At 40.6% G+C, this 25,614-nt stretch carries 24 protein-coding genes; 13 read left to right on the top strand and 11 right to left on the bottom strand.

Features of this window, described 5'->3' with window-relative positions; genetic code table 11:
- Window positions 1-36: 36 nt before the first annotated feature.
- From PSE72_RS18210 to PSE72_RS18185, 6 genes are all read right to left on the bottom strand, one after another.
- Window positions 37-2,112, bottom strand: a complete 2,076-nt coding sequence (locus tag PSE72_RS18210; protein ID WP_115166912.1) for a TonB-dependent siderophore receptor — start codon at window positions 2,110-2,112, stop codon at window positions 37-39.
- 288 nt (window positions 2,113-2,400) lie between these two features.
- Entirely contained in the window at window positions 2,401-4,032 is a 1,632-nt protein-coding gene (locus tag PSE72_RS18205) for a sodium/sugar symporter (RefSeq protein ID WP_198641460.1), read from the bottom strand.
- A 262-nt stretch (window positions 4,033-4,294) separates the two neighbouring features.
- Window positions 4,295-5,299, bottom strand: coding sequence for a substrate-binding domain-containing protein (locus PSE72_RS18200; protein ID WP_198641459.1), 1,005 nt, complete (start codon window positions 5,297-5,299; stop codon window positions 4,295-4,297).
- A 154-nt stretch (window positions 5,300-5,453) separates the two neighbouring features.
- Window positions 5,454-6,494 (bottom strand): galactose-1-epimerase, encoded by a 1,041-nt coding sequence (gene galM, locus PSE72_RS18195; RefSeq protein WP_217007919.1) that lies wholly within the window; start codon window positions 6,492-6,494, stop codon window positions 5,454-5,456.
- A gap of 33 nt (window positions 6,495-6,527) precedes the next feature.
- A complete protein-coding gene (gene galK, locus PSE72_RS18190; protein WP_115166910.1) occupies window positions 6,528-7,682 on the bottom strand; it encodes a galactokinase in 1,155 nt (384 codons plus the stop codon).
- A gap of 67 nt (window positions 7,683-7,749) precedes the next feature.
- Window positions 7,750-8,814 (bottom strand): UDP-glucose--hexose-1-phosphate uridylyltransferase, encoded by a 1,065-nt coding sequence (locus PSE72_RS18185; RefSeq protein WP_267690210.1) that lies wholly within the window; start codon window positions 8,812-8,814, stop codon window positions 7,750-7,752.
- A gap of 588 nt (window positions 8,815-9,402) precedes the next feature.
- Between PSE72_RS18185 and PSE72_RS18180 the strand changes: the two genes are divergently transcribed.
- From PSE72_RS18180 to PSE72_RS18160, 5 genes are all read left to right on the top strand, one after another.
- Window positions 9,403-10,116, top strand: coding sequence for an IclR family transcriptional regulator (locus PSE72_RS18180; RefSeq protein ID WP_198641456.1), 714 nt, complete (start codon window positions 9,403-9,405; stop codon window positions 10,114-10,116).
- Between the two features lie 64 nt (window positions 10,117-10,180).
- Window positions 10,181-11,809 carry an OPT/YSL family transporter gene (locus PSE72_RS18175; protein ID WP_115166907.1) on the top strand — a complete coding sequence of 543 codons (1,629 nt, stop codon included), beginning with the start codon at window positions 10,181-10,183 and terminating at the stop codon, window positions 11,807-11,809.
- A gap of 17 nt (window positions 11,810-11,826) precedes the next feature.
- Window positions 11,827-13,032 (top strand): aminotransferase class V-fold PLP-dependent enzyme, encoded by a 1,206-nt coding sequence (locus PSE72_RS18170; RefSeq protein ID WP_115166906.1) that lies wholly within the window; start codon window positions 11,827-11,829, stop codon window positions 13,030-13,032.
- Complete coding sequence (gene pepE, locus PSE72_RS18165; RefSeq protein WP_115166905.1) at window positions 13,025-13,750, top strand: dipeptidase PepE; 726 nt, start codon at window positions 13,025-13,027, stop codon at window positions 13,748-13,750. Before PSE72_RS18170 ends, pepE begins: the two co-directional genes overlap by 8 nt.
- On the top strand, window positions 13,750-14,694 hold the full coding sequence (locus PSE72_RS18160) for a DUF1177 domain-containing protein (protein ID WP_115166904.1): 945 nt from the start codon (window positions 13,750-13,752) through the stop codon (window positions 14,692-14,694). The genes pepE and PSE72_RS18160 overlap by 1 nt, the downstream gene beginning before the upstream one ends.
- 57 nt (window positions 14,695-14,751) lie before the next feature.
- Here the strand turns inward: PSE72_RS18160 and PSE72_RS18155 are convergent, their stop codons facing one another.
- Complete coding sequence (locus PSE72_RS18155) at window positions 14,752-14,982, bottom strand: hypothetical protein (protein ID WP_371021460.1); 231 nt, start codon at window positions 14,980-14,982, stop codon at window positions 14,752-14,754.
- Between the two features lie 81 nt (window positions 14,983-15,063).
- On the bottom strand, window positions 15,064-15,693 hold the full coding sequence (locus PSE72_RS18150) for an NAD(P)H-binding protein (RefSeq protein ID WP_004912939.1): 630 nt from the start codon (window positions 15,691-15,693) through the stop codon (window positions 15,064-15,066).
- 209 nt (window positions 15,694-15,902) lie between these two features.
- Between PSE72_RS18150 and hemP the strand changes: the two genes are divergently transcribed.
- From hemP to PSE72_RS18110, 8 genes are all read left to right on the top strand, one after another.
- The gene (gene hemP / locus PSE72_RS18145) at window positions 15,903-16,076 is read left to right on the top strand and encodes a hemin uptake protein HemP (RefSeq protein ID WP_004912942.1); all 174 of its coding nucleotides are present in this window, start codon (window positions 15,903-15,905) and stop codon (window positions 16,074-16,076) included.
- 431 nt (window positions 16,077-16,507) lie between these two features.
- Entirely contained in the window at window positions 16,508-18,520 is a 2,013-nt protein-coding gene (locus PSE72_RS18140; protein ID WP_115166903.1) for a TonB-dependent hemoglobin/transferrin/lactoferrin family receptor, read from the top strand.
- Window positions 18,521-18,545: 25 nt separating this feature from the next.
- On the top strand, window positions 18,546-19,595 hold the full coding sequence (locus PSE72_RS18135; RefSeq protein WP_254178907.1) for a hemin-degrading factor: 1,050 nt from the start codon (window positions 18,546-18,548) through the stop codon (window positions 19,593-19,595).
- Window positions 19,596-19,611: 16 nt separating this feature from the next.
- Entirely contained in the window at window positions 19,612-20,433 is an 822-nt protein-coding gene (locus tag PSE72_RS18130; RefSeq protein ID WP_198641455.1) for a heme/hemin ABC transporter substrate-binding protein, read from the top strand.
- Window positions 20,430-21,431, top strand: a complete 1,002-nt coding sequence (locus PSE72_RS18125) for a FecCD family ABC transporter permease (RefSeq protein ID WP_004912953.1) — start codon at window positions 20,430-20,432, stop codon at window positions 21,429-21,431. The genes PSE72_RS18130 and PSE72_RS18125 overlap by 4 nt, the downstream gene beginning before the upstream one ends.
- Window positions 21,432-21,433: 2 nt before the next feature.
- The gene (locus tag PSE72_RS18120; protein ID WP_115166902.1) at window positions 21,434-22,222 is read left to right on the top strand and encodes a heme ABC transporter ATP-binding protein; all 789 of its coding nucleotides are present in this window, start codon (window positions 21,434-21,436) and stop codon (window positions 22,220-22,222) included.
- 303 nt (window positions 22,223-22,525) lie between these two features.
- Window positions 22,526-22,738 carry a HEAT repeat domain-containing protein gene (locus PSE72_RS18115; protein ID WP_004912957.1) on the top strand — a complete coding sequence of 71 codons (213 nt, stop codon included), beginning with the start codon at window positions 22,526-22,528 and terminating at the stop codon, window positions 22,736-22,738.
- 293 nt (window positions 22,739-23,031) lie between these two features.
- Window positions 23,032-23,238, top strand: a complete 207-nt coding sequence (locus PSE72_RS18110; RefSeq protein WP_115168263.1) for a HEAT repeat domain-containing protein — start codon at window positions 23,032-23,034, stop codon at window positions 23,236-23,238.
- A gap of 74 nt (window positions 23,239-23,312) precedes the next feature.
- Here the strand turns inward: PSE72_RS18110 and fghA are convergent, their stop codons facing one another.
- From fghA to frmR, 3 genes are read right to left on the bottom strand one after another with little or no spacing between them, the layout of a single operon-like run.
- Entirely contained in the window at window positions 23,313-24,149 is an 837-nt protein-coding gene (gene fghA / locus PSE72_RS18105; protein WP_109913134.1) for an S-formylglutathione hydrolase, read from the bottom strand.
- 10 nt (window positions 24,150-24,159) lie between these two features.
- Window positions 24,160-25,272, bottom strand: coding sequence for an S-(hydroxymethyl)glutathione dehydrogenase/class III alcohol dehydrogenase (locus PSE72_RS18100; RefSeq protein ID WP_004912967.1), 1,113 nt, complete (start codon window positions 25,270-25,272; stop codon window positions 24,160-24,162).
- Between the two features lie 17 nt (window positions 25,273-25,289).
- The gene (gene frmR, locus PSE72_RS18095) at window positions 25,290-25,562 is read right to left on the bottom strand and encodes a formaldehyde-responsive transcriptional repressor FrmR (protein ID WP_109913133.1); all 273 of its coding nucleotides are present in this window, start codon (window positions 25,560-25,562) and stop codon (window positions 25,290-25,292) included.
- Window positions 25,563-25,614: the final 52 nt, after the last annotated feature.

The following is a 25,614-nucleotide window of genomic DNA, read 5'->3' as shown; positions in this document are numbered from 1 at the left end:
AGACATGCCAAGGTTATTAGCATGCCTTTTTTAAAATTACCAAGTGTACTTTGTTTGTAACACAAATGAACGCGATTGGCCGTAGTAGCACCAGGTATCACAAGATGAAACATACTCTTTATTGAGAATGTTATTCATATTGAACTGGAACTGCCAATTATTCGATAATTGATATATCGCGGCCATATCCCAGAGCATCGCACTAGGAACAGAACGGTTGCTGCTCGCTGGGTTGTCTTTTGATTGACCATAATAGCGAATACCAGTTCCGAGTTTTAACGACTGGTTACTCACGATTGGAATTTCGTAGTCAGTCCAGACAGTCGCCATATGTTTGGGGATCATACCAGCCTGTTTACGTCCCTTACCACCTGTTTGATCTGTTTTCGCATTGGTATAAGTGTATGTCGCTTTAATATCCCAATTATCAGTAACACTTGCAAATAGTTCTGTTTCTATACCTTGTGAAGTGACTTCACCTGTTTGTGTTGCAACAGGGTGTTCAGGAGTTGTGACTAACGCATTTTTTTGTTCGATATCGAACCAAGCAATATTCCAATAACCATCCATAAAATAAGGTGTATATTTGATACCTGCTTCAAATTGCTCACCTTTAAGTGGTTTATATAGTTTTTGGGTGGTTGGGTCGATTGTCGATTGAACTTCAAAAGATTGAGAGTAATTTAAATAAGGTGAAATGCCATTGTCAGCAATATACATTAAACCCGCATTTAAACTCATCTGCCCATCATTTCTAGACTCATCTTCTGCTTTTTTATGTGCTTTATTTTCAGTTTTTACCCAATCATAACGTGCACCAACGACCCCAATCCATTTGCTATCAAGCTTTGTTTGGTATTGTGAATAAATACTAGCTTGTGTTTTATCAATAGTGCGATGAATGTTATTTGATGGGTCAAGTGGGGTATAGTGCCCATAAACTGGCTTCCACGGGTTAATTTTACCAAAAGCATAATTATCCTGTTCATCGCCTTTGGTTTGATGATATTGGAATTCAATACCCGAAAGTAAGGTATTTTCAAACCGCTCACTATCCCATTCACCGACGATATTGTTATCAAAACTAAAACTTTGGTTTTTACCATCGCGAAAAACAATACCTTGCCCCAATTCCTGCACGGTAGGGTCTGCATTAAAGAAAGCATAAACACTTCTGAGTGTTAGGTCGTTGTAACCATAATTCACACGCTGAGCAAAACGCCACTCATCATTAAATTGATGTTCTAATAAATAACCCACTGAGAACTGAGTTCGCTTATATTTATCGTAATCAGGCTCACCTAAATTGGTTGATGGTTTAATTTTGCCATAATTAGAGTGAATTAATGTTCCCGCTGCTGGGAAAAAAGGATTCGTGGGCGTACCATCATCGTGCAGATACGTTCCCATTAACGTAAGTATAGTCTGATCAGACAAGTCAAATGCCGCACTTGGCGCCAGATAAATACGTTTATTATCTGTGTCTTTGAGTTCCCCATCTGATTTTTTCATCGTTCCCACTAAACGGTAGCGGGCACCTGCATCGACTGACGCCGTAGAAAGATCAAAACCTAGCGCTTGGTGATCGTTATTACCCGCTTCTAAAAATATTTCATTTTTTGCATTAATAGATGGTTTTTTCGTTACTAAATTAACAGCGCCTCCAGGAGTGGATTCGCCAAAGAGAACGGCTGATGACCCCTTCACGACTTCAATACTTTCCAACCCATAAGGCTCAAGCAACCAAGTATAGTAGCCATCTCTATATAACCGGCTATTATCTAAATAGGTTGCGGCATCAAAACCGCGAACTTTGAACCAATCAGTATCATTATCAGCCCCGTAAGGTTGTGCAACAACCCCCGAGGTATAACGAAGTGCTTCATCAATTTTTTGTGGAGCATGTATAGTCAAATCTTGTTCCGTAATAATCGAAACAGATTTTGGCGTTTCTTGCAGCGCAGTATTCACTTTGAGTGCTTGCGCACTGACAACGAAAGAGTCTTGTTTGTCGCTATTTTGTTCATTTGCCATGGATTGGTTTTGAACAGCCAGCGCTAACAAGGTGAAAATGGCAACCTGATGTAAACGAAATAAACCTAAATTTTTCACAAAATAGTTCCAATGATAATAATAATAAGTCTCAGTATTATTCCTAAAAATAAGTCAAATTAAAATCAATTTGGCATATTTACTTATAACAAATAGTTATTAAAAAAATCAATTTAGACACAATTAACCATACATAAGGAAGGGAGATTATTAAGCGAGAATAACGAAAATGATTTCGATACTAAATGTTAGGTCATTATTTAAGTTAATAAATGCAAAAAATAAGGCGGGAGTGTTCCTTCCCGCCTAGTGCTATCATTTACTTATCAGGTTGTTAGAAATATTGCGCTACCAAAACAACGCATATAACACGCACAAGATAACCATAATTGCGTAGGATGCGATATTGAAACCTGTCGACGTTTTAAAGGTCTCGGACGTTAAAATAATCGCCCCCTCACAGTCATCTTCTTTTGCCGTTGTCAGGCTAATTAAACCAATCACAACCGCAGTAAAGAAGAAGGTGTACATCATTTGGTCAAGGAATGGCATGCCTAATGGCATCAGTTTTAAGAATAGTGCAAACGGAATTGAGAGCAGCACACCGATAATCGCGCCTTTTGCATTGGTTTTCTTCCAAAATAAGCCTAGTAAGAATACCGCTAAAATACCCGGACTAACTAACCCCGTATACTCTTGAATATATTGGAAAGCTTGTCCAATGTTGCCTAATAATGGTGCGATAAAACATGCCACAATTAACGCAACAACTGCACTAATCCGCCCGACATTCACTAGCTTATGATCCGCGGTTGATGGAGCAATGTATTCTTTGTAGATATCCATGGTGAAAATAGTTGCCACTGAGTTCAACATGGAAGCTAAAGAAGAAACGATAGCCGCAGCTAATGCCGCGAATACGACCCCTTTAGCGCCGACAGGTAAGAATTGAGTTAACCATGGATAGGCTTTGTCCGCTTGGGCCAGTGTTGGTATATGCTCTTGTGCCATTGTTCCTAATCCCGCCAGTAATGCAGGGTCAGAAACAATCACAAATGCAGCAATACCCGGTACAACAACAAGGATTGGGACAATCAGTTTGAGAAATGCCGCAAAAACCAAGCCTTTTTGAGCTTCATTAATAGATTTGGCCGCTAATGCACGTTGAATAATATATTGGTTGAAGCCCCAGTAATATAAATTGGCAACCCATAGTCCGCCAATTAATACGGCAATACCGGGTAAATTGCTAAATTGCGGGTTGTCTTGGCTTAAAATCATTTCAAAATGTGCAGGCGCTTCACTTGCCATACGGCTCATACCCGCGAATAAACCCGCATCACCACCAATATAGCTCACCGCCATTATTGTGGTTAAAAAACCGCCTAAAATTAAAAAGAAAACTTGTACGACATCCGTCCACGCAACCGCAGATAGCCCGCCATAAAGAGAGTAAATCACTGCAAATAATGCTAAGCCAAAAATAGCATAATGCATTGGAATACCTAGGATTGTCTGTAATGCTAACGACCCTAAATAGAGAACTGAAGTTAAATTAACAAAGATAAATAGTGCCAACCAGAATACGGCTAAGATCGTTTTTAACGTTTTATTAAAGCGTTTTTCAACAAATTCTGGAATGGTAAAAATGCCTTTATCAATAAATACGGGCATAAAGTATTTTGCGACAATAATCAGAGTTAGTGCTGCCATCCATTCATAGGATGCGATGGCCAAACCAATTGAAAATCCAGAGCCGGACATACCAATAAACTGCTCTGCAGAGATATTTGCCGCAATCAGTGAAGAACCTATCGCCCACCAAGGTAATGTTTTTCCTGCCAGAAAATAGTCTTTTGTACCTTTTTTTTGCCCTTTTTTATCTCGAGAAACCCAAAGACCCACACTAATAATGATAAGCACATACAGAATGAATATTCCGTAATCTAATGTGCTTAACCCAACCCCTTCAGTTTGCATAATCAAATTCCTTCGCTAAATGATAACGAAGTAAGTGTAAACGTTACCACAAAATATCACCGTTAAATGAATCACATATTTTCACAATATCCTCAACAACGTTAACTTAGTGGGTTAAATAACAGATTTTAATGCAAATTTTCAGAAAATAACGAAGGCGAATTACTGGAAAGTAATCTACTTTTTGATGGTTCCGTGAAGCTCATCAAATATTAATGATAACGTTTACATAAATAACCGTAATCCTGTACCTATAAAATCACTAGGCGTGCAAAGGCCTAACTGAATTACGTTGAACCAGTGTCGGTGAGTAAATCAAACTTTCAACTGTCGTTTTTTCCCCTCTTGCTAAGGAAAGTGCTAACTGAGTGGCTTTTTCTGCCATCATTTGAATGGGATAACGAATCGTTGTTAAGCGTGGATGGATATAGCGGGCAATCAATACATCATCAAAACCAATAACCGAAACTTGTTCTGGCGAGTGAATTTCATTTTCATCTAATACCGCGATGGCCCCCGCAGCCATAAAATCGTTGTAGCCCACGACCGCAGTGATCTCGAGTGATTTTATCAGCAAGTTAGTCATCGCTTGCTCGCCACCTTCCCCATAAGGAGCACCATATTCAACATAGCTATCAGACAGTTGAATACCATTATTTTTTAATGCGTCTCGATAGCCCTGTAAACGTTGTATCGCATCCTCAATTTGGTGATTTGAAGAGATGTACGCAATTTTAGTGTGCCCATGTCGAATAAGGTGTTCCGTCGCTAAATAGGCACCTTTGTAGTTATTTAATGAAATACAGCGGGTTGCAATCTCATCAATATGGCGGTTGATCAGTACCATACTCGGGACTTCGTTCGCATATTGGAGTAGTTCAGCATCATCAAGGGCTTTAGAGTGAATGACCAAAGCATCACAGCGGTTGTTAATCAACAGCTCAATAGATTGGCGTTCTTCTTTTGCATTATGATAACCGTTACAAATCAAGATATGTTTACCATTTTTATGGGCTACCGCATCAACAGCTTTAACCATAACACCGAAAAATGGGTCTGACACATCGTTAACGAGCACCCCAATTGTATTTGAGCTTTGGTTCACTAACGCGCGAGCCGCCGCATTTGGGCGGTACCCTAGCTTATTCATTGCATTTTTTACTGATGCAATAGAAGCTTGGCTTGCCTTAGGTGATTGATTAATCACCCGTGAAACAGTTGCAACAGAAACACCTGCTTCTTTTGCCACATCTTTGATTGTCGCCATCGTGCACCTCTACAATTAGGATGGCTTATTAAACAATGAGCTAGAATTAAAAACAATGGCATAGCGCATATTAAAATTATTTAGCTAAAACTCATCAATGCATAATATAGAAAAACAAAACACCGCATTTCAGCGGTGTTAATCAACAATATACTTAGAAAATAAATTGATAACACGTTTCACTACAATATATTTGATTAGGCTGTGAAATCGGGCTGTATCGCTCCCCCCATTCAGGGTGGTTAATCGCATCAGGTGGAAATTGCGTTTCAAATGCAACACCAGAAAAAGGCGTATACGATTTTGTTTTACCCGCAACTGAAATCAAATAATTCCCTGTATAAAGCTGCATGCTGGGCATCGTTGTAGAAATATTCATGTTTACGTCCCCTTCAGGAGCACACAGCGATGCCACCGTTTGCCGTCCATCAATACGAGCTGTATCGAGAATAAATGTGTGATCATATCCCCCGGCAGAAACTTGGTCGTTATCTTGGAGAAAGTCACGGCCAATGAGTTTGCTTTGGCGAAAATCAAAATTGCCACCAGTCACATTACGCCACTCTCCACTGGGGATCCCTGTTTTATCTGTCGGTAAATAACAATCACTGTAAATCGTAAGAGCGTGATCTAGAGCTGTTTTTTCACTACATTCACCTGCCAAATTAAAATAAGCATGATTGGTTAGGTTCACAGGGCAGCTCTTTGTAGTTTGGTGTTTATAGCGGATAATCACTTGGTTTTCATCCGTTAATTCATAACTCACCTCAACGTTCAATTCCCCAGGAAAACCTTGGTCACCATCTGGCGAAATAAGTGAAAAAATAACCTGTTGAGCACTAGGCTGTGAAACTGCCCAAACTCGATAGCTAAAATTATCTTTCCCACCATGTAAGCAATTCACCCCTTGGTTGGCTGATACTAAATAATTTTCACCATGAATAGAAAAGCGTGCATTCGCGATACGGTTAGCCACGCGCCCCACTGTCGCCCCCAAATACACGTCTTGTTCCTTCTGTTTATCCATATTTGGCGAACCTAGGACAACGTCTCGTTTCCCACTCGCTAGCGGTAAAATACAACTTAGCCAACTTGCCCCTAAACTTGTCAGGGTAATTTCCATATCATTTTTATTGGTTAACACGACGACTTTGGGTGAACCTAATGCCTGATTTTTTTCTTGAGTAAACATCATGTTATTTCAACTTCTCAATGTGTTGATTTGCTTTTAACGCACCACACTCGCACCTGAGCTAGGTTGGCATACATAAATATCGGCTTGTAAGCCTGTCACTTTCTGGTATTGCGCTTCTACCGCATCAATCACTGGTTGAACACATTGCTGCAGCATCACCGCAACCACACAGCCACCAAAGCCCCCTCCGGTCATACGTACCCCGCCTTGAACACCTAAAACGGACTTAACGATATCCACTAAAGTATCAATTTCTTTAACTGTGATTTCGAAATCATCACGCATGGAAATATGTGACTGCGCCATTAATTCGCTTAGTTGCAACAAATCATTTTGCGTTAATGCTTTTGCTGCCGCCAAAGTACGCTCGTTCTCACTGATCACATGTTTGGCTCGCTTAGCAACGACAGGAGATAATTGGTGTTGCTGCTGCAAAAAATCATCAAATGTGACATCGCGCAACGCTTTCACTCCAAACAAATTGGCGGCTTCTTCACATTGTTGGCGGCGTGTATTGTATTCACTCCCAACTAAGCCTCGTTGCTTATTTGAATTGATTATCATCACAACCAAATCATCAGGTATGGAAATAGGAAATAGCGCCAAGCTACGGCAATCAATAAGTAAAGCATGGCCTGCATCACCACAAGCTGAAATCAGTTGGTCCATAATACCGCAGTTACAACCAACAAATTGGTTTTCAGCTTGTTGGCCATTCAGCGCGATATCTTGTTGACTAATATCTAATTGATACAAGGCTTTAAGTGTTTGTCCAATCACAACTTCTAGTGAAGCTGAAGAGCTTAAGCCCGCTCCTTGCGGTACGTTTCCACTGACTGCAATATCGCAACCATTAAACGAAAACCCTCTTTGTAAAAGAAACTTCACTACACCGCGTATATAGTTCGCCCACATTTTTTCAGGCAAAAATGTAATATCGCTATCCAAGCTGAATTCATCACACTCATTATGATAGTCAGCCGCAACGACTCGAATGATACGATCATCACGTTTTGCCGCTGCAGTCATCGTTTGGTAGTTAATCGCACAAGGCAAAACAAAACCATCATTGTAGTCTGTATGTTCGCCGATAAGATTCACTCGCCCTGGCGCTTGAACATATATTTCAGGTTGATAACCAAAGGTTTGTTCAAACGATGTGGCAACTGTTTGCTTTAACGTTTCCATTTTTAATTATCCTTAATACGTCATTTGGTAACCCAGCCAACAGCCAAGTTAATTACAATTTGATAAATTATTTAGCGGTTTGACTTTGTTTATAATGGCAGTCACTTACCTCACGTAAACGTTGCGCGGCTTGTTCTGGCGTGAGGTCTCTCTGGGTTTCCGCTAACATTTCATACCCCACCATGAACTTTTTCACTGTCGCTGAACGCAGTAATGGTGGATAAAATAAAGCATGCAATTGCCAATGTTCGACACTTTGGCTTTCATTCATAAAAGGCGCAAAGTGCCATCCCATTGAATAAGGGAAAGAGCAATGAAATAGGTTATCGTAGCGACTTGTGAGTTTTTTTAGCGCTATAGCAAGGTCTGCGCGAATGGTTTCATTCATTTCATCCATGCGGCGAATATGTCGTTTTGGTAGTAACAGCGTCTCAAATGGCCAAGCCGCCCAATAAGGGACAAGTGCAATCCACTCTTGAGTTTCAACAACAATTCGTGAGCCATCTTGTTGTTCTGCTTTAATATAATCAATTAATAAGTTACAGCCATGACGTTGATAATATTGAGCGAGAAAGTGGTCCTTACGTGCAATTTCATTAGGTAAGAAATCACTCGCCCAAATTTGCCCATGAGGATGAGGTTGAGAACACCCCATTATTTCCCCTTTATTTTCAAAAACTTGAACCCAAGTATAGTGTTCACTTAATTCAGCGATTTGTTGCTGCCATGTTTCGATAACGTCTTCAAGTTCAGGCACAGACAGCTCTGGCAGTGTTTTACTGTGATCAGGAGAGAAACAGATCACTCGGCTAACACCACTCACCGATTGTGATTGAAACAACTCAGATTGATTATCAGGTTGGGCACAAGGTTGTGCTAATAACGCACCATGGTCATTTTGGAATACATAAGTCCCTTGGTAGTTAGGATTGCTCTCCCCTGAAACCCTTGTATTACCCGGGCAAAGAAAGCAATGTGCATCATACTGAGGTAAATCTTCTATTGATGGCTTTTCATCTTTACCGCTCCATGGACGTTTTGCTCGGTGAGGAGACACTAACACCCATTGGCCCGTTAATGGGTTATAGCGACGATGGGGGCAATCCGAAGGGTTAAATGGCATTGTATTCATCTTATCTGTCTCCTCAACTTCATCACCATTGGGGATATTTGATTGCTATCCGCAGCCACCCACAGCCCTATCATCAATCGTTGATCCTGTTGCATCTCTCATCTCCCAATACTGCTTAAATTGCACTCTGTCTTCCAACTTGTCATTACTACGCAGTATAACAACGAGTTTAGATAAGAATCTGTGATCAATCTCGATTTAGTGTAAACGTTTACACAAAAATATAAAATAACCTATTTCTCACATAGATGAACCGCATCAGGAAAAGATCATTCAAGGAAAACAAATTCTCCTGTTCTCACCAATAACTCATTTGTCCATTTGCATCCTTTTTATTGTTTCGCTAGTAGGAACAGCTAAAAACTAAAAAAAACATATTAACTTCAAATGATTATAAAAAAAGCAAGAAAAAATAGATAAATGATAAGAACTGTTTTAGTGACCCACTTAACACGGACGCAACAAATCATTTACTTTGCATATTGTTTCATCTAAATATGTTTGTATTACCAAACGGCACACTGTTCCCGTATAAGGAACAAAAATATAACAATAGTGCTAATTCAATTGATTACAACAGGGGAAACTATGAATAACCGACTACAATCCGCTGGATTCGTATTAACCTTGTTAGATTGCTTTTCAATCAACAAGCCCATATGGGGAGTGCGTGAGTTAGCTCGTCATCTTGATAAGAGCCCTTCCGTCGTACAGCGGGGTTTTAATATTCTAGAAGAGCAAGGTTTCTTACAAAAAAATAAGAATAAAGAATACTTATTAGGCTTGCGGTGTATTGAAATCGGTCATTTAGCCAATAACACACGCCAGTTTTCACAATTAGCGAGTGACTACTTACGCCCTCTCGCTGATAAAACCCATGAAACCATATTTATTTATCGCCGTTACAATGATATCGCTATTTGTAATTTCATTTTAGAAAGTGACCATCTTATCCGCTTTACATCTAAAGAAGGAGAAGCGTTGAGCTTGCATGAAGCCCCATTTACACAAATCATTTTAAGCTCAATGGATATTTCATATATTGATGAATATCTTTCTAAACATAATTTGCAAAATAACACCTTATTAAAAAAGCAATTAAGTCTCTATGCTGAAGAAGGATATGCCTATTCAAAAGAAGCTTATTTAGCAGGAACACAAGGGTTATCCGTTCCTATATTTTCTTTTGAAAAAGGGGTATTAGGCTCGTTATGCATTGCAGCATCAAGCCAAAGTAAAAATTTAACCGAGTTTTATCCATTATTAAAATCCACAGCCAGTAAATTATCTGCCGTATTTTAAATCTATGGTGAAATTAATAAGATAGAAAGCAGTTATTAATTATTAAAATAAAATAGGTAACTCTATGAATATATCTCATGATAAAAATGATACTGAGGTACGTGTATCTATTTTTTCTCCAGCACTACTCATCGCAATAATTATATTATCTTTTGTTGGTGCTATTATTGGTATTCAGATTATTGTCACACTAGGTATCTCCGCAAACACATCAATTATCGGTGCTGTTCTTGCTATTTTATTATCACGTGTCCCACTTTCTATTTTCGCATCATTTAAATTTATCGATGCGCAAAATTTAATTCAAACGAGTATCTCTGCCGCAACCTTTGCTGCAGCAAATGGTTTAATAGTAGCCATTGGTGTGCCTTGGGTATTGGGTATGCCTGAATTAATTTATCCAATGATGGCGGGCGCTTTCATTGCGATTATCATTGATGGCACTATTTTATATGGCTTGTTTAATACCCGCGCCTATCCTGCCAGTGCTTCTTGGCCTGCCGGTGTTGCCACCGCAGAAACTTTGTGGGCAGGAAATAAAGGTGGAAAGCGGCTTGGCGCATTGCTGACAGGCTTTGCTGCTGGAGCCATCGGTGCAGGTTTTGGTATTCCAACGGCATCCGCAGGGATAGCGCTGATTGGCAGTATTTTCGCGTTATTCATGTTTGCTGTTGGACTACTTATTCGTGGTTTTTCTGAGTCAGGGCTAATTACTTATAATTTATATGAAAACTATGTCCCACATGGTGTGATGATTGGTGCAGGTATCGTCGCATTAATCCAAATCGGAGCCATTGTTTTTCGTAACAAGAAAGATAACCAGCAACAAAGCGAAGAAAGTGATGAGCTACGCCAAAGTAGCAAACGTATCAAATCAACCTTAATCAAAGGGGCAACTTTCTACTTTTTAACCGCGTTAGCACTCACATTTATTAGCCAAATATTTGTCACTATGACATTACCACAACTTATTGGATTCCTCATTTTTGCGACCTTAGCCGCTTTAATCCAAGAGATGATTGTGGGGATGGCGGCTATGCACTCTGGCTGGTTTCCTGCAACTGCAGCAGCTCTTATCTCACTGATGATTGGTATTTTACTGGGGTTTCCCCCTGAAGCATTAGCCGTTTTAGTCGGGTTTTGTGCCGCAACAGGCCCTGCTTTTGCCGATATGGGTTTTGACCTAAAAACGGGATTTATGATCCGCGGTTATGGTAAGAACCAATCTGCAGAACATTATGGGAGAAAACAACAATATTTTGCCGCTATTATCGGTTTTTGCTGCGCCTTGGTAGTGGTTGCACTTACCTACGATTTTTATTTCGAACAAGATAAAATCGTTCCTGCATCAAGGCTTTATGCTGCTACGATCCAAGCAGGAAGCTCCTCAAATGTGGCGATGATGTTGTTATTGTGGGCCATACCGGGTGCCATCATTCAGTTAATTGGCGGTGCTAAAAACCAGATTGGCGTACTCTTCTCAACTGGCTTGATGATCAACTACCCTATTGCAGGTTGGACGGTTCTTACTGCACTCGCGGTTCGAATTATCATTGAGCGTTTCTTCAATATCAGTTCCGATAAAATTTCAACTTTCGCTGGTGGGCTTATTGCCGGCGATGCTCTTTACTCCACGGCGAAAGCATTCCTGCCAACCCTCAAAGCGAAACTGCTTTCCTTCTGGGCTAAATAACTTTATAGGGAATAATAATGACGAATATCTGGTCGCAAGTGCAAAAAGACACTCTAGTTTCACAACATTACGCTTATTTTGATACGGGAGCCGCGGCGCCACCGCCAAAGCCGGTAATAGATGCAGTAAAGCGCTATCTTGATAAAACCGCGGAGCAAGGGATTTATTTACCGAGCTTCCGCAAGCAAACTTATGAGCAAGTTGAAATTTGTCGACAAAAATTGGCTGTATTTATCGGTGCAAAACCCAGTGAAATTGCATTTACCAAAAATGGCACAGAATCTATCAGCTTGATTGCTAGAGGTATTTCTTGGCAAGCTGGCGATGAAGTGATAATTCCTGATACTGAGATGCTCAGCAATATTGCAATTTGGCAACTGTTAGCGCATGAAATAGGAATAAAAATTATTAAGGTGAATGCGGATAGCTATGGTGTCCTTTCACCTGAATCTATCGAGCAAGCGATAACCTCTAAGACAAAGCTCATCAGTTTCGTTGCACTATCTAACATAACTGGGGTAATTCAACCTGTGCAGGCTATTTGTGAGATAGCCAGAAAGCATAGTGTGCTTAGCCATATTAGTGCTTCACAAGCCATTGGAATGTATAACGTTAATGTTCAAAAATGGCAATGTGACTTTATGTCATCATGTGGCCGAAAAGGGTTAAGAGCGATAGAAGGCAGCGGCATTCTGTTTGTTCGTGAAGCATTGATATCATCATTAACCCCCACACTGGTCGGTTGGTGGAATAGCTCAATTAACCCACAAACAGGGGACATTATTCTGCCTCAAACAGCAAAACGTTTTGAAGCAGGCTGCCCAAATGTTCCGGCCATTATTAGTTTAGATTCAGCTTTAGACTATGCTGTAAATATCGGTATTGAACAAATTGAAAATCGCAACCAAGCACTCACTCAATATGCGATGAAGCAATTATCTCAACTTTCTGGTGTCGAAATTTATGGCCCTAATAATAGCCACCAGCGAATAGGAATAATTCCATTTAATATTAACGGAATTCCCTCTGATGTATTAATGCAAAAATTAGAAGCTAAAAACATCATTATTGAATCAGGTCACTTTATGGCAACCGCTATTTTAAAGTTCTATCAAATAGAAAAAATGGCCCGCTTATCACTTCATTATTTTAATAGTGAAAAAGAAATCGATTTATTAATTAATTCAATGAAAGAAATAAAAAAGGAATATGAAAATGGCTAATGCGTTATTAATGAGTAGTTCACGTATGGGGAATATGAATTACTTACAACATGCGGACGAACAAATTCATCGTTTATTACAACATAAAAAGCAAAATATTTTATTTATTCCTTATGCCGCAGTTACATTCAGTTTTGATGATTTTGAAGCAATTGTAAAACTGGTATTTAATGCTTTAGGTTATGAATTAACATCAATTCATCACTTTAGCGACCCTGTTGCGGCAGTTAAACAAGCACAAGCGATTGCTATTGGCGGCGGAAATACCTTTGCCTTATTAAAACGCCTATATGATGCCAATATAGTGGAGTTGATTTCACAACGAGTTAAATATGAAAGCATTCCCTATATGGGATGGAGTGCAGGCAGTAATGTTGCAACACCAAGTATTCGCACCACCAATGATATGCCAATTGTCCAACCTCCTACATTTAGTGCACTGAATATTTGCCCATTTCAAATTAACCCTCATTTTATTTCTGGTAAACCGATTGGTCATAATGGCGAAAGTCGTGAAGAGCGATTAAATGAGTTTTTAACGATTAACCCCATGGAAGAATTGATCGCACTGTATGAAGGAACTGCATTATTTATTGAAAACGACCATGGCACCATTTTAGGTGAGCAAAATGCCCTATGGTTACGGGGAGCTAATAAGATTGAAGAAATTGCCACCAACAAGCCATTCAAATTAAATATTATTAAAGGAGTACAATAATGTCTTTGAATTATCTAAGCCAAGTTTATGACTTATTAGACATCCCTGATGTTGATGGCGAAAAAATGGCAGCGCTACTTCATTCTGTTGGCTCAAATGATGCCATCATCACTGTGACTTCTATTCCTTATGAATCCCCAGAGGATATAAGTCAGTTATGCCATTTTATAAAAGTATTAATTCCAGGCTCTGAGGGCAAACACCGTGGAGGCACTTACCCGACTTTAGGCATTATCGGCCGTTTAGGTGCACAGCAGGCACAACCAAATCGTATTGGGATAGTTTCTGATGCGGATGGCTCAATTGTCGCTTTTGCCAGCGCGATGAAGTTGTTGGATATGGCAGCAAAGGGGCAACGCCTTAAAGGGGATGTGATTATTACCTCCCACATTGCGACACATGTTTCAATTACGCCGCATGACCCTGTTGATTTTATGGGGATGCCAGTTTCATCCAATACCATGAACCAATATGAAGTCGATGAACAGATGGATGCTATTTTATCCATTGATACATCAAAGGGAAACAGCCTCATTAAGCAACGAGGGATTGCGATTTCTCCCACGGCTATGCAAGGCTATATTTTACGCGTCGCACCTGATTTAGTACGCTTACTGGAGTATGCAACAGGAGATGTAGCAAAGACGTTTCCTATCACCACACAAGACATTTCTCCTTATGATAACGGTGTTTATCACTTTAATTCTATAATGCAACCGCATATTGCAACACAGGCACCTGTTGTTGGCCTTGCCATTACGGCTAAATCGATTGTTCCCGGCAGTGAAACAGGCGCTAGTTATGAAAGTGAGTTAATCGATGCCACACGCTTTACCGTTGAAGTTGCTAAGCAATTTTGCTGGGATAAAATTCGATTTTATCAGCAAGATGAATATGAAATACTTTATGATTTATACGGTTCATTAGCACAGATTCAGGGGTAATCTTCAAAAATGAAAAGCCCACATTTGTGGGCTCTGTCGTTAACAAACCAGTCTGAATCAACCTTCTATGTTGACTTTTTTCTTCGTCATTACCATTGCAATAATTAGCAGTAAAATTAAGAAAATGGATAAGGCTAATAGTAAGGAATAGAAACCATTCCATTGGTATTTTTCAATAACGATTGATAATGGATATCCTGCGATTGATGCCCCAATATAGGCAAATAAGCTGACAAACCCGGTTGAAGCCCCAGCGGCATTTTTATGTGAATTTTCAGCGGCAGCCATAGCAATCAAAAATTGAGGGCCAAAAATGAATATTTTTATCTATCCTCTATAACACCCTAAACAAAAATGAACGACTCAGTGTTATATCAGCTGTTTAGATGAAATAACATGAACCCCTTTAGAGGGAGCCACAGCGGCCTCAAATAATGCTTTCGCAATATTTGTTGCGGGGCTAACTTGGCAACTAGCTGGCAGTATAGGTGATAGAAAAGAAATAATACGGATCACAACGACTTCACCCAAACGCGCTGTTTGGCGGTCACCACTAATCACATTCGGCCGAACCAAAGTTAAAGAATCAAAACCCAGTGACATTAAATCTTGTTCGAGCTGCCCTTTTACTCGGCTATAAAAAAAAGGTGACTTCGCATTTGACCCCAAAGCAGAAGTCAACACAAATGTCGGGCAGTGCCATTTTTTGGCCAGCTCTGCACAAGTTAAAGGATAAGTGTAGTCTACTTGACGAAATGCCGCTTTCGACCCTGCTGCTTTGAGAGTTGAACCCAGTGCACAAATCACCGCATCGACTTCCCATAATGCAGCCTCATCAGGCAGATGATTAAAATCTACAATAGGTGCTTGTAATTTCTCATGTTCTGCTAATGCATGTCGTGTTGGTGCTATCACCTGAGTCACACGAGAGTCTGCAAGAGCCAAGGATAAAACATGACTTCCCACAAGCCCTGTCGCGCCTAACAGTAATATTTTCATTTTATTCACCCATGCAATGAATGGAGAAATTCAATTATAGCCTTGTCAGTGGGGTTCCACTAGATTAATGCTGTTTTTTCGTACGAACTCAGTTGTTTGTGGTTCTTTTGTTGTTTGATTGTGAAAATTGCTTGATATTAGCAATCATTCTAAAGATAATCATTCTCAATATCATTTCGATTATCAACAAACTGAGTATGGTAAATAATATGACAGCCCCAGTTGCAGAAAATACCGTCGAAACGGCAAAGCAAACCGTTAAAACTGACGTGATAGAAAGCCAACAGTTATTGGGCCCTGCCGGTAAGGTCTCAATTCAACATAATGGCGAACTTTATCAATTGAGACAAACGCGTACAGGTAAGTTGATCTTAACTAAGTAAAACCGAACCCAAAGTAAGTCGCACCAAAACTTAATTCGCAAGCCACCTAGGTCAATTATCCAGGCAGCCAGCTTAATCTAAACATAGGAAAAGGTTTCTTATGGAGTTTAAACTGACGTCTGTATTCCACATTTGTACCGCTAAATATCGAATTAGCAAGGATAGTCACTCGATACTTTACTATCGCACAGCGGTCGCTTTCATGTGCAAAATCCCAAATAGCCCTGCTGAACACAAACCAGTAGTCTGCTATTACCTCAGCTTTATACTTTCATTATGTGTTCACTCCTCTTGCTATGTTCAGACACTGCTTACATGCAATTTTTCCTGTGTCATACCGAATTCAGGTCCTCCAGACCAACGCATCGTCATCAATTAATGCGAATTCACTCTGCTTAATACAGATAAAAACTATATGGAGTATCACAATTATGTCCCCTGTTTTGCGAATGTCAGTCCTGACCAGTGCCATTTTAGGCGTGATAGCAAGTGCTCAAGCACAAACAACAGAGCCAACACCAAAAAAAAATCATCATGATGTGATGACCGTCTATGCCACAGGTAGCGAACGTGACAGCTTCGAAACTCCGATGATGGTTACCGTGATTAAAAACGATTCACCTGAAACAAAAACGGCCAGCACGGTCAATGATATTTTACGCAAAGTCCCTGGAATTGGCGTCACCGGTACCAGCCGAGCGAATGGGCAAGATATTTATATGCGCGGGTTTGATCGACGCGGCATTTTGACTTTAGTTGATGGTATTCGCCAAGGCACAGATACAGGCCATGTTAATGGCACGTTTATCGACCCGGCTCTGATTAAGCAAGTTGAAATCATCCGTGGCCCTTCAGCCTTGCTTTATGGCAGTGGTGCTATGGGCGGTGTGATTGCTTGGGAAACGGTTGATGCCAAAGATTTGTTGCGTGAAGGCCAAGACCACGGTTTCCGTGTCTTTACCGAAGCCGCTACAGGCGATCATAGCTTCGGTTTCGGTGGTACCGCATTTGGCCGTAGTGATGACCTTGATGGATTATTCAGCTTTGTGACAAAAGAAACTGGTAATGTCCGCATGAGTAATGGCGATGACATGAAAAACAAAGAAACCATCGGTAACCTGCTGGCGAAAGGTACATGGCAAATCGATGATGCACAAAAGCTTTCTGGCCAAGTGCGTTATTATAATAACGATGCCAATGAGCCGAAAAATCCGCAAGAAATTAATGCGGGGAGTGACAATCTAAAAGTGAACCGCACCACCCGCCAACGTGATGCGCAGATGACTTATCAAATCAAACCAGGCTCACAGGAATGGTTAAATTTTAAAGTCACGCCTTATTACTCCGATGTTAATATCACAGCAAAAGGCCAAGGAACCCCCTATGAAGGCCGTACACAAAAAACTTATGGCATAAAAGCAGATAACCGCTCTAACTTTTATAACTTGCCATTAGCGTCACATAACCTGACTTACGGCAGTGAAGCTTATAAGCAAAAACAAACCCCTTATGCAAATACCACCCAATTCCCCGATGCGGACATCACCTTTGCATCTGGATTTTTACAAGATGAAATTAGCCTAAAAGATTTGCCTGTTTCCTTTATTGTCGGTACGCGCTATGACCACTATAAAGCCACATCCGATGGCAATGAAGATGTGAAAAAAGGCAAATGGTCATCTAAAGGGGCCGTTAGCATCACACCAACAGAGTGGTCGATGCTATTTGCGTCATATTCAGAAGCCTTCCGAGCCCCTTCTATGATGGAAATGTATAACGACGAGGTCCACTTCCAAATGGGGCCAATCGTTAATCGATGGAAACCAAACCCTAATCTGAAACCTGAATCAACCCGTACGGCAGAATATGGTTTTGGTCTGCGTTTCGATGACTTATTGATGGAAAGGGATAACCTGCAATTTAAAGCCAGCTATTTTGATACCAAAGCGAAAGATTACATCAACACATATGTGAATGTTGATAGATATGTTCTGCAAAATAACTACACCACATCAATCAATACTAAACGTGCAAAAATTTGGGGATGGGATGCCTCGATGGATTATAAAACCGACTATTTCAATTGGAGTTTGGCTTATAACCATACTGAAGGAAAAGATGAATCTAATGGAAAATCAATAACATCAATTAAACCTGATTCTGTCACCAGTAATTTGGCTGTGCCTATCGCAGACAGCGGTTTTTCAGTGGGCTGGTTAGGCGAGTTTACGCGCCATACCGACTTCAATAAAGCCTCTAAAGCTGAACAACAAGCCGGCTATGCCGTGCATGACTTCTACGTCAGCTACCAAGGTGACGGGCAGCTCAAAGGGTTAGGAACCAGTGTCGTATTAGGTAATGCCTTTGATAAAGAATACTACTCATCACAAGGCATTCCTCAAGATGGACGTAATGCCAAGCTGCTTGTCAGCTTCCAATGGTAATTCACACAATATTAAGGAGATAAACGTGAATTCAGCACTTTACGAGCGTTACCAACAAGCAAAAACAGAGAACAAAGCCAAATACGCTCGCGATCTCGCCGCCTATTTAAATGTATCTGAAGCTCAGCTCCTGCATAGTCGTGTTGGTCACGACAAAGCTGTTCGTTTAAACGTCGACGCCCCCACTTTATTGACAGAATTAGCCACTGTTGGAAAAGTGAAAGCGATTACACGCAACGAATATGTGGTTCATGAGCAAGTTGGCCGTTATGACAATGCGACATTTAGCCCACATGGCGGGTTGATTTTAAACCCACGCGCCCTTGATTTACGGATGTTCTTTAGTCATTGGGACGCTATCTTTGCTTTAACAGAAGACAGCAAACACGGTGAGCGCCATAGTATCCAATTCTTTGATAAACAAGGTGATGCGCTACATAAAGTTTACACCACCGATGAAACGGATATGGCGGCATGGCAAGCACTGATTGAAAAATATGCTACCCAAGATAACCCGGAACTCATCCATGAAGCAGCAGCTCCATTTACCAGCCAGCCCGTTAGTGAAGAGCTAAAACAACAACTAGAACAAGAATGGCGCAACATGACAGACGTTCACCAATTTTTTGTTCTCCTGAAGAAAAATAACCTCAGCCGCCAGCAAGTTTTCGCCGCAGTCAGTGATGATTTGGCTTGGAAAGTGCCTAATGATTCCTTCAATCAGCTGATTAACACTGCGTTCAAAGATCAAAACGAAATTATGATTTTTGTGGGCAACCGCGGATGTGTGCAAATTTTCACTGGTGAAATCAAAAAAATCATGCCATACCAAAGTGAAGGTTCAGACTTAAAGTGGCTAAATATTTTCAATCCTGATTTCACCTTGCACATGATTGAAAATGGTATCGCCGAATGCTGGATTACACGTAAGCCAACGCAAGATGGCCATGTGACAAGCCTTGAAGTCTTCGATAACCAAGGAAATCAAATCGCACAAATGTATGGGCAGCGTACGGAAGGGACTCCAGAGCAAGAGCAATGGCGCCAACAAGTCACCGCATTACCCCGTATTTAAACCTAGGTAACTTATTATGAAACAATGGCTTCTAATCTTATCAACGCTGTTTATCTCTGTTAGTTCTTATGCAGCAGAACGTATCGTCACCTTAGGTGGTGATGTGACTGAAATTGTGTATGCACTCGGAGCACAAGAACAGCTCGTTGCCCGTGACAGCACCAGTCTTCATCCAGAGCAAGCGACCAAGCTCCCTGACGTGGGCTATATGCGTATGCTTAACGCGGAAGGCGTGCTGTCAATGCGTCCGACTTTAGTACTTGCGAGTGAGTTAGCTAAACCCTCAATGGCTCTCTCGCAAATCGAAAAAAGTGGCGTAAAAATTATTAAGGTAACAGGGAAGCCCAGCTTAGAAGCCATTCCAGAAAAAATTACCACTATCGCTAATGTGGTCGGTAAAACAGAGCAAGGAAAACAATTGGTTAATCAATTTAACCAACAACTTAGCCAAGTAAATACGGCACCTATCGATAAAAAAGTCCTATTCATTATGAGTCATGGCGGCGTTCTACCATTAGCCGCAGGAAGGCACACTGCTGCAGATAGCGTGATTAACGCAGTCGGTGCAAAAAATGCCATGAGCAGCTTCGACAGTTACCGTCCTTTATCCCAAGAGGGTTTGCTATCAAGCCAGCCTGATTTAATCATTTTTACTCAGGAAGGGGTTAAATCATTAGGTGGGATAGAAAAAGTGTGGAACTTACAAGGAATGTCAATGACCCCCGCAGGAAAAAATAAAGCGCTTTTGGTTGTTGATGATGTCGGTATGCTCACCTTCAGTTTAGGTACGCCTAAAGTCATGCAACAACTACGTGAGGCATTAGAAAAATCCCAATGAGTCGCTTTAAAAACCCATTTTTGGTGATTATCATTTTATTGTTAGCACTTGGTGGTTTAGTTCTCATCGCGTCGAATGCAGGCGCCATGAACTTTTCATTAAAAGCACTGTGGCAGGCTTCTGCCACAGACTCGGATTGGCAGATATGGCTGAATATTCGCCTTCCTCGTGTGTTAATTGCCATCTTAGTTGGTCTTGCCTTGGCGGTGTCTGGTGCCATTATGCAAGGGTTATTTCGTAATCCACTTGCCGACCCTAGCTTACTCGGTATCAGTAGTGGTGCGGCTTTATCCGTTGCCGCATTTATCGTTTTCTCTGTTTCATTACCGACTGTGATACAAGGTTATGGCCATGTTGCTGCCGCTTTTATTGGTAGCCTAACCGTTTCTTTTATTATTTTTAGCTTAAATCGTTCATCAAATGGCAACCTCGCAAAATTACTTCTCGCGGGCATCGCAATCAATGCACTGTGTATGTCATTCATCGGTGTTCTTAGTTATATCAGTAATGATCAACAGCTAAGGACATTTAGTTTATGGATGATGGGCACACTCGGTAATGTTGACTGGACGTCACTGACCATTGCCGCTTCAGTTATTCTTCCTATTTGTGTTATCTGCCTAATGCAGGGAAATAAGCTCAACATTCTGCAATTAGGGGATGAAGATGCACATTACCTTGGGCTTAATGTTGAACGCACCAAATTTATTTTATTATTCCTCAGCGCCATGTTAGTCGGTTGTGCTGTTGCAATGAGTGGTGTTATTGGTTTTGTGGGTCTCGTTGTTCCGCACCTTATTCGTATGACACTCGGCCCTGACCATCGCTGGCTCATTCCTGGTTCAGCTATCGTAGGGGCGGGGTTATTACTGATTGCAGATACGGTAGCGAGAACTGCGGTTGCGCCTGCTGAAATTCCTGTTGGCTTGCTGACAGGCTTGATTGGTGGCCCTTACTTCTTATGGCTAATTTTACGGCAGCCTGCAGGGAGGATCTAAATATGCAAACCAAACCGTTCTTGTTAGAAGCACAAAATTTATCTTATAAAATCAGTGAAAAGACACTGATAGATAATGTGAGTTTATCCATTGATCAAGGGGAATTTGTCGCGATCATTGGGCCAAATGGCGCAGGGAAATCCAGCCTATTAAAATTACTAACTGGCTATAACACCCCAACTCATGGTACGTGCTTTATTGAAGGCCGAGCGATGAGTGACTGGGATCATAACGAATTAGCGCAAAAACGTGCCGTCATGAAGCAACATAGCCACTTACAATTTGCTTTTACTGTTGAAGATGTTGTTGCTATGGGAAGAACCCCCTACGGTTCTGAATATAAAAATACCGCCATCGATGAAGCGTTAACGCAAACCAGTTGCCAATCACTACGGCAACGGGATTACCGCCAGCTTTCAGGAGGAGAGCAGCAACGCGTTCAACTAGCACGAGTATTAGCACAATTATGGCAACCAACAGCTCAACCCGCTTGTTTGTTTCTTGATGAACCCACTTCAGCACTTGATTTATATCACCAACAGCATAGCTTGCGGTTACTGCATCAACTGACGCGTCAACGACCATTAGGTGTTTGCTGTGTATTGCATGACCTTAACTTAACCGCTCTGTATGCAGATAAAGTGTTATTAATTCATGATGGAAAGCTTGTTGCTCAAGGTTCCCCTATTGAAGTTTTAACAACTGAAAATTTAACTCAATGGTATCAAGCTGATCTAGGTGTTACTCAACACCCAGAAAATAACACACCTCACGTTTATTTACGCCACTAACTAAGATCTAAAAAGTACTTTATTCAACTCACTTTAAGGGTAAAGTACTTTAATATTCTTATCTTAATAAAGAATTATTAAATCATACCGATTTTAATATGTTATCAATAACTTTTAATAGTGTTAGTTTTTACATCAATAGTATTTACTCTCTTGATGCACTTCAGTTAATAAAATAGTTATTAGCCCAAAAAAGTGTAAAATCTATATAATCCGTTAATAAACCCGTAAATTTCAAAAATAAATCTCAAGTAATTTCACTTAGAATACCTAAGCATCGCGCAGGTATTTCAAAGGGTTTACATGGAAAACAATATTATTGAAACATTAATTGAGTTAACGCATCGTGGAAATGATGATGTTAAAATTGCAGCTATTTCTGCCTTAGGAGATTATAAAGTAACCGTTGAACAACAAAATGCAATCAACCGCTTACTTGAACTCTGTAAAGACCCAAATAAAGATGTCGCAGTGTCTGCAATAAAAGCGCTAAGTAAACTCTCCGACCATTTTTAATATACAAACAATATCTTTTTATCAATACGCTTCTTGAAATTAAAACTTATTAATTAAACTTATTTAACTTTCTCGATCTCTCTAGTCACTAAATATGAATAGGTAATAATATCTACTACCTATTCATACGCTAGCTCAGCCACACTACACTCAAATTAGTTGTGTTTTTTGATATCAATAAACACCTCCTTCTAGTAGCATTTTAAACATTGAAATTAACCTATTAATAAATAAATGAGTTTTAATTCATTTATTAATACCTATTAGCAGGATAATAAAGGGATAACAAAGTCATAAATACATTACTTGATTTAACAAAAAGAAAAAATGATGATGTAAAAATAGCCGCTATATCCGCTTTAGGTGACTGTAAGATACGACTGAAACAACATATTACGATTAACCGCCTACTTGAATTATGTAATGACCCAAATAAAGATGTCGCAATCAGCGCGATTAAAGCAATCAGCAAGCTCTCCAATGAGGTGGTCGAATGGTGACTTGAGCATTATTACGATAAAATAATGGAAATAGTAAAGTGAAACCCATTAGCGGTCTCACTTTATTATGATATTTAATTATTATCGCTTAAATATCGTGCATGAAATGCAATATGTTCACCAATGAAACTACTAATAAAGTAGTAACTGTGATCATAGCCATCACGTAGATTCAAACAATATTCAAATTGTTTTTTATCACAAATATCCGCAAATAACTCCGGTTTCAGTTGCTCTTGGTAAAAAGGATCCGCAGTACCGACATCCACTAAAATAGGTGGAATAGCCTCAGCCTTTTCGAGCAATTCAACGGTGTCATATTGAGACCAACTAACCGTATCTTCCCCCAAATAAGCCATAAACGCTTTTTGCCCCCAAGGAACCTGAGTTGGAGCAACAATCGGAGAAAATGCAGATAAACTACAATATCGACCTGTATTGCGTAGGCCAATCATTAAAGCCCCGTGCCCACCCATGGAATGGCCAAAAATAGCGCGTTTTTCAGATACAGGTAAATGTGTTTCAACTAAATCAGGTAGCTCAGACACAATATAATCATACATTTTGTAATGATTACGCCACGGAGCTTGCTGCGCATTCACATAAAAACCTGCACCTTGCCCTAAATCATAGGCCTCGTCATCAGCGACTTCAGTACCGCGAGGGCTGGTATCCGGTGCAATAAGAATTACGCCATATTTTGCCGCAAATTGTTGGGCTCCCGCCTTAGTGATAAAATTTTGCTCATTACAGGTTAACCCTGATAACCAATAAATCACCGGGCAGGCGACTGTTTTCGCTTGTGGTGGTAGATAGGCTGCGAACTTCATTTCACAGCCGAGCACAGTGGATTGATGTTGATAAACATCCTGCCAGCCCCCAAAACACGCATGGCGTTCAATTCTCTCCATCAAAGACTCCTTAATCATAGTGAATAACGGTACGGATTGATTTACCTTCATGCATTAAATCGAATGCGTCATTAATACTGTCTAATGGCAATGTGTGCGTCACAAAGGGAGACAGTTCAATATCCCCCTTCATGGCATCTTCAACCATTTTTGGTAATTGGCTACGGCCTTTCACACCACCAAATGCCGTACCGCGCCATGAACGCCCTGTCACTAATTGGAATGGACGAGTTGAAATTTCTTGCCCTGCTCCTGCGACACCAATGATAATCGATTGCCCCCACCCGCGATGTGCACTTTCAAGTGCTGCACGCATGACATTCACATTACCAATACATTCAAAGGTATGGTCAACACCCCACTGGGTTTTCTCGATCAGAACTTGTTGAATTGGCTTATCAAAATCATTAGGATTCAAACATTCTGTCGCACCAAATTGACGTGCTAATTCAAACTTAGAGGGGTTAGTATCAATGGCAATAATACGGCCAGCCTTTGCTTGCCTTGCCCCTTGAATAACCGCTAGGCCAATACCACCAAGCCCAAAAACAGCAACGGAGTCGCCTTCTTGTACTTTAGCCGTATTATGTACCGCGCCAATACCGGTCGTCACACCACAACCTAGTAAACAAACTTCTTCATGGTTGGCTTGAGGGTTAATTTTCGCCAAAGAGACTTCGGCAACAACGGTATATTCACTGAATGTTGAACAGCCCATATAATGATAAACTGGCTGACCATTATAAGAAAAACGTGTTGTTCCATCTGGCATCACACCTTTACCTTGTGTTTCTCTGACAGAGACGCATAAGTTTGTTTTACCTGATTCGCAAAAAACACATTTCCCACATTCTGCCGTATAAAGTGGAATGACATGGTCACCCACACTAACACTGGTAACACCTTCACCGACTTCGACAACAACACCTGCGCCTTCATGCCCTAATACCACAGGAAACAAACCTTCTGGGTCATCTCCTGACAATGTAAAAGCGTCAGTATGACAAACACCTGTATGGCTAATTTTAACTAACACTTCCCCAGCTTTTGGTGGCATGACATCAATTTCGACAATTTTTAATGGCTCACCTGGGCCAAATGCGACTGCTGCACGTGATTTCATCGTTATTCCTTCTTTATTTACCGCAAATAGGTACGAATTAATGAGATAGCATCGTCTACTGAGTCTTTTTGCAACTGTGTTGTCGCAGACTCTTGAAGCCCTTCTCGTAAATGACTTTCTAATACCCCTGCCATCAAACCATTAACTGCACCGCGAATAGCAGCAATTTGTTGTAAAATGGCAGCACATTCAACTTCATCCTCCAAGGCCGACTCCAAGGCAAACAATTGCCCTTTCAGCTTTCTAACCCGAGTAAGGACTGCTTTTTTTTCCTTTGGGGAATGTGGCATATTTAAGCCTCTTTAATATACATAGGGGGAGTATAGTATCTATAGGATTATC

It is taken from the genome of Providencia sp. PROV116 (assembly GCF_028482485.1).
GTDB lineage: Bacteria > Pseudomonadota > Gammaproteobacteria > Enterobacterales > Enterobacteriaceae > Providencia > Providencia rettgeri.
Note: the sequence above shows the minus strand (reverse complement) of the source record. Positions and strands in the feature narration are given on the sequence as shown.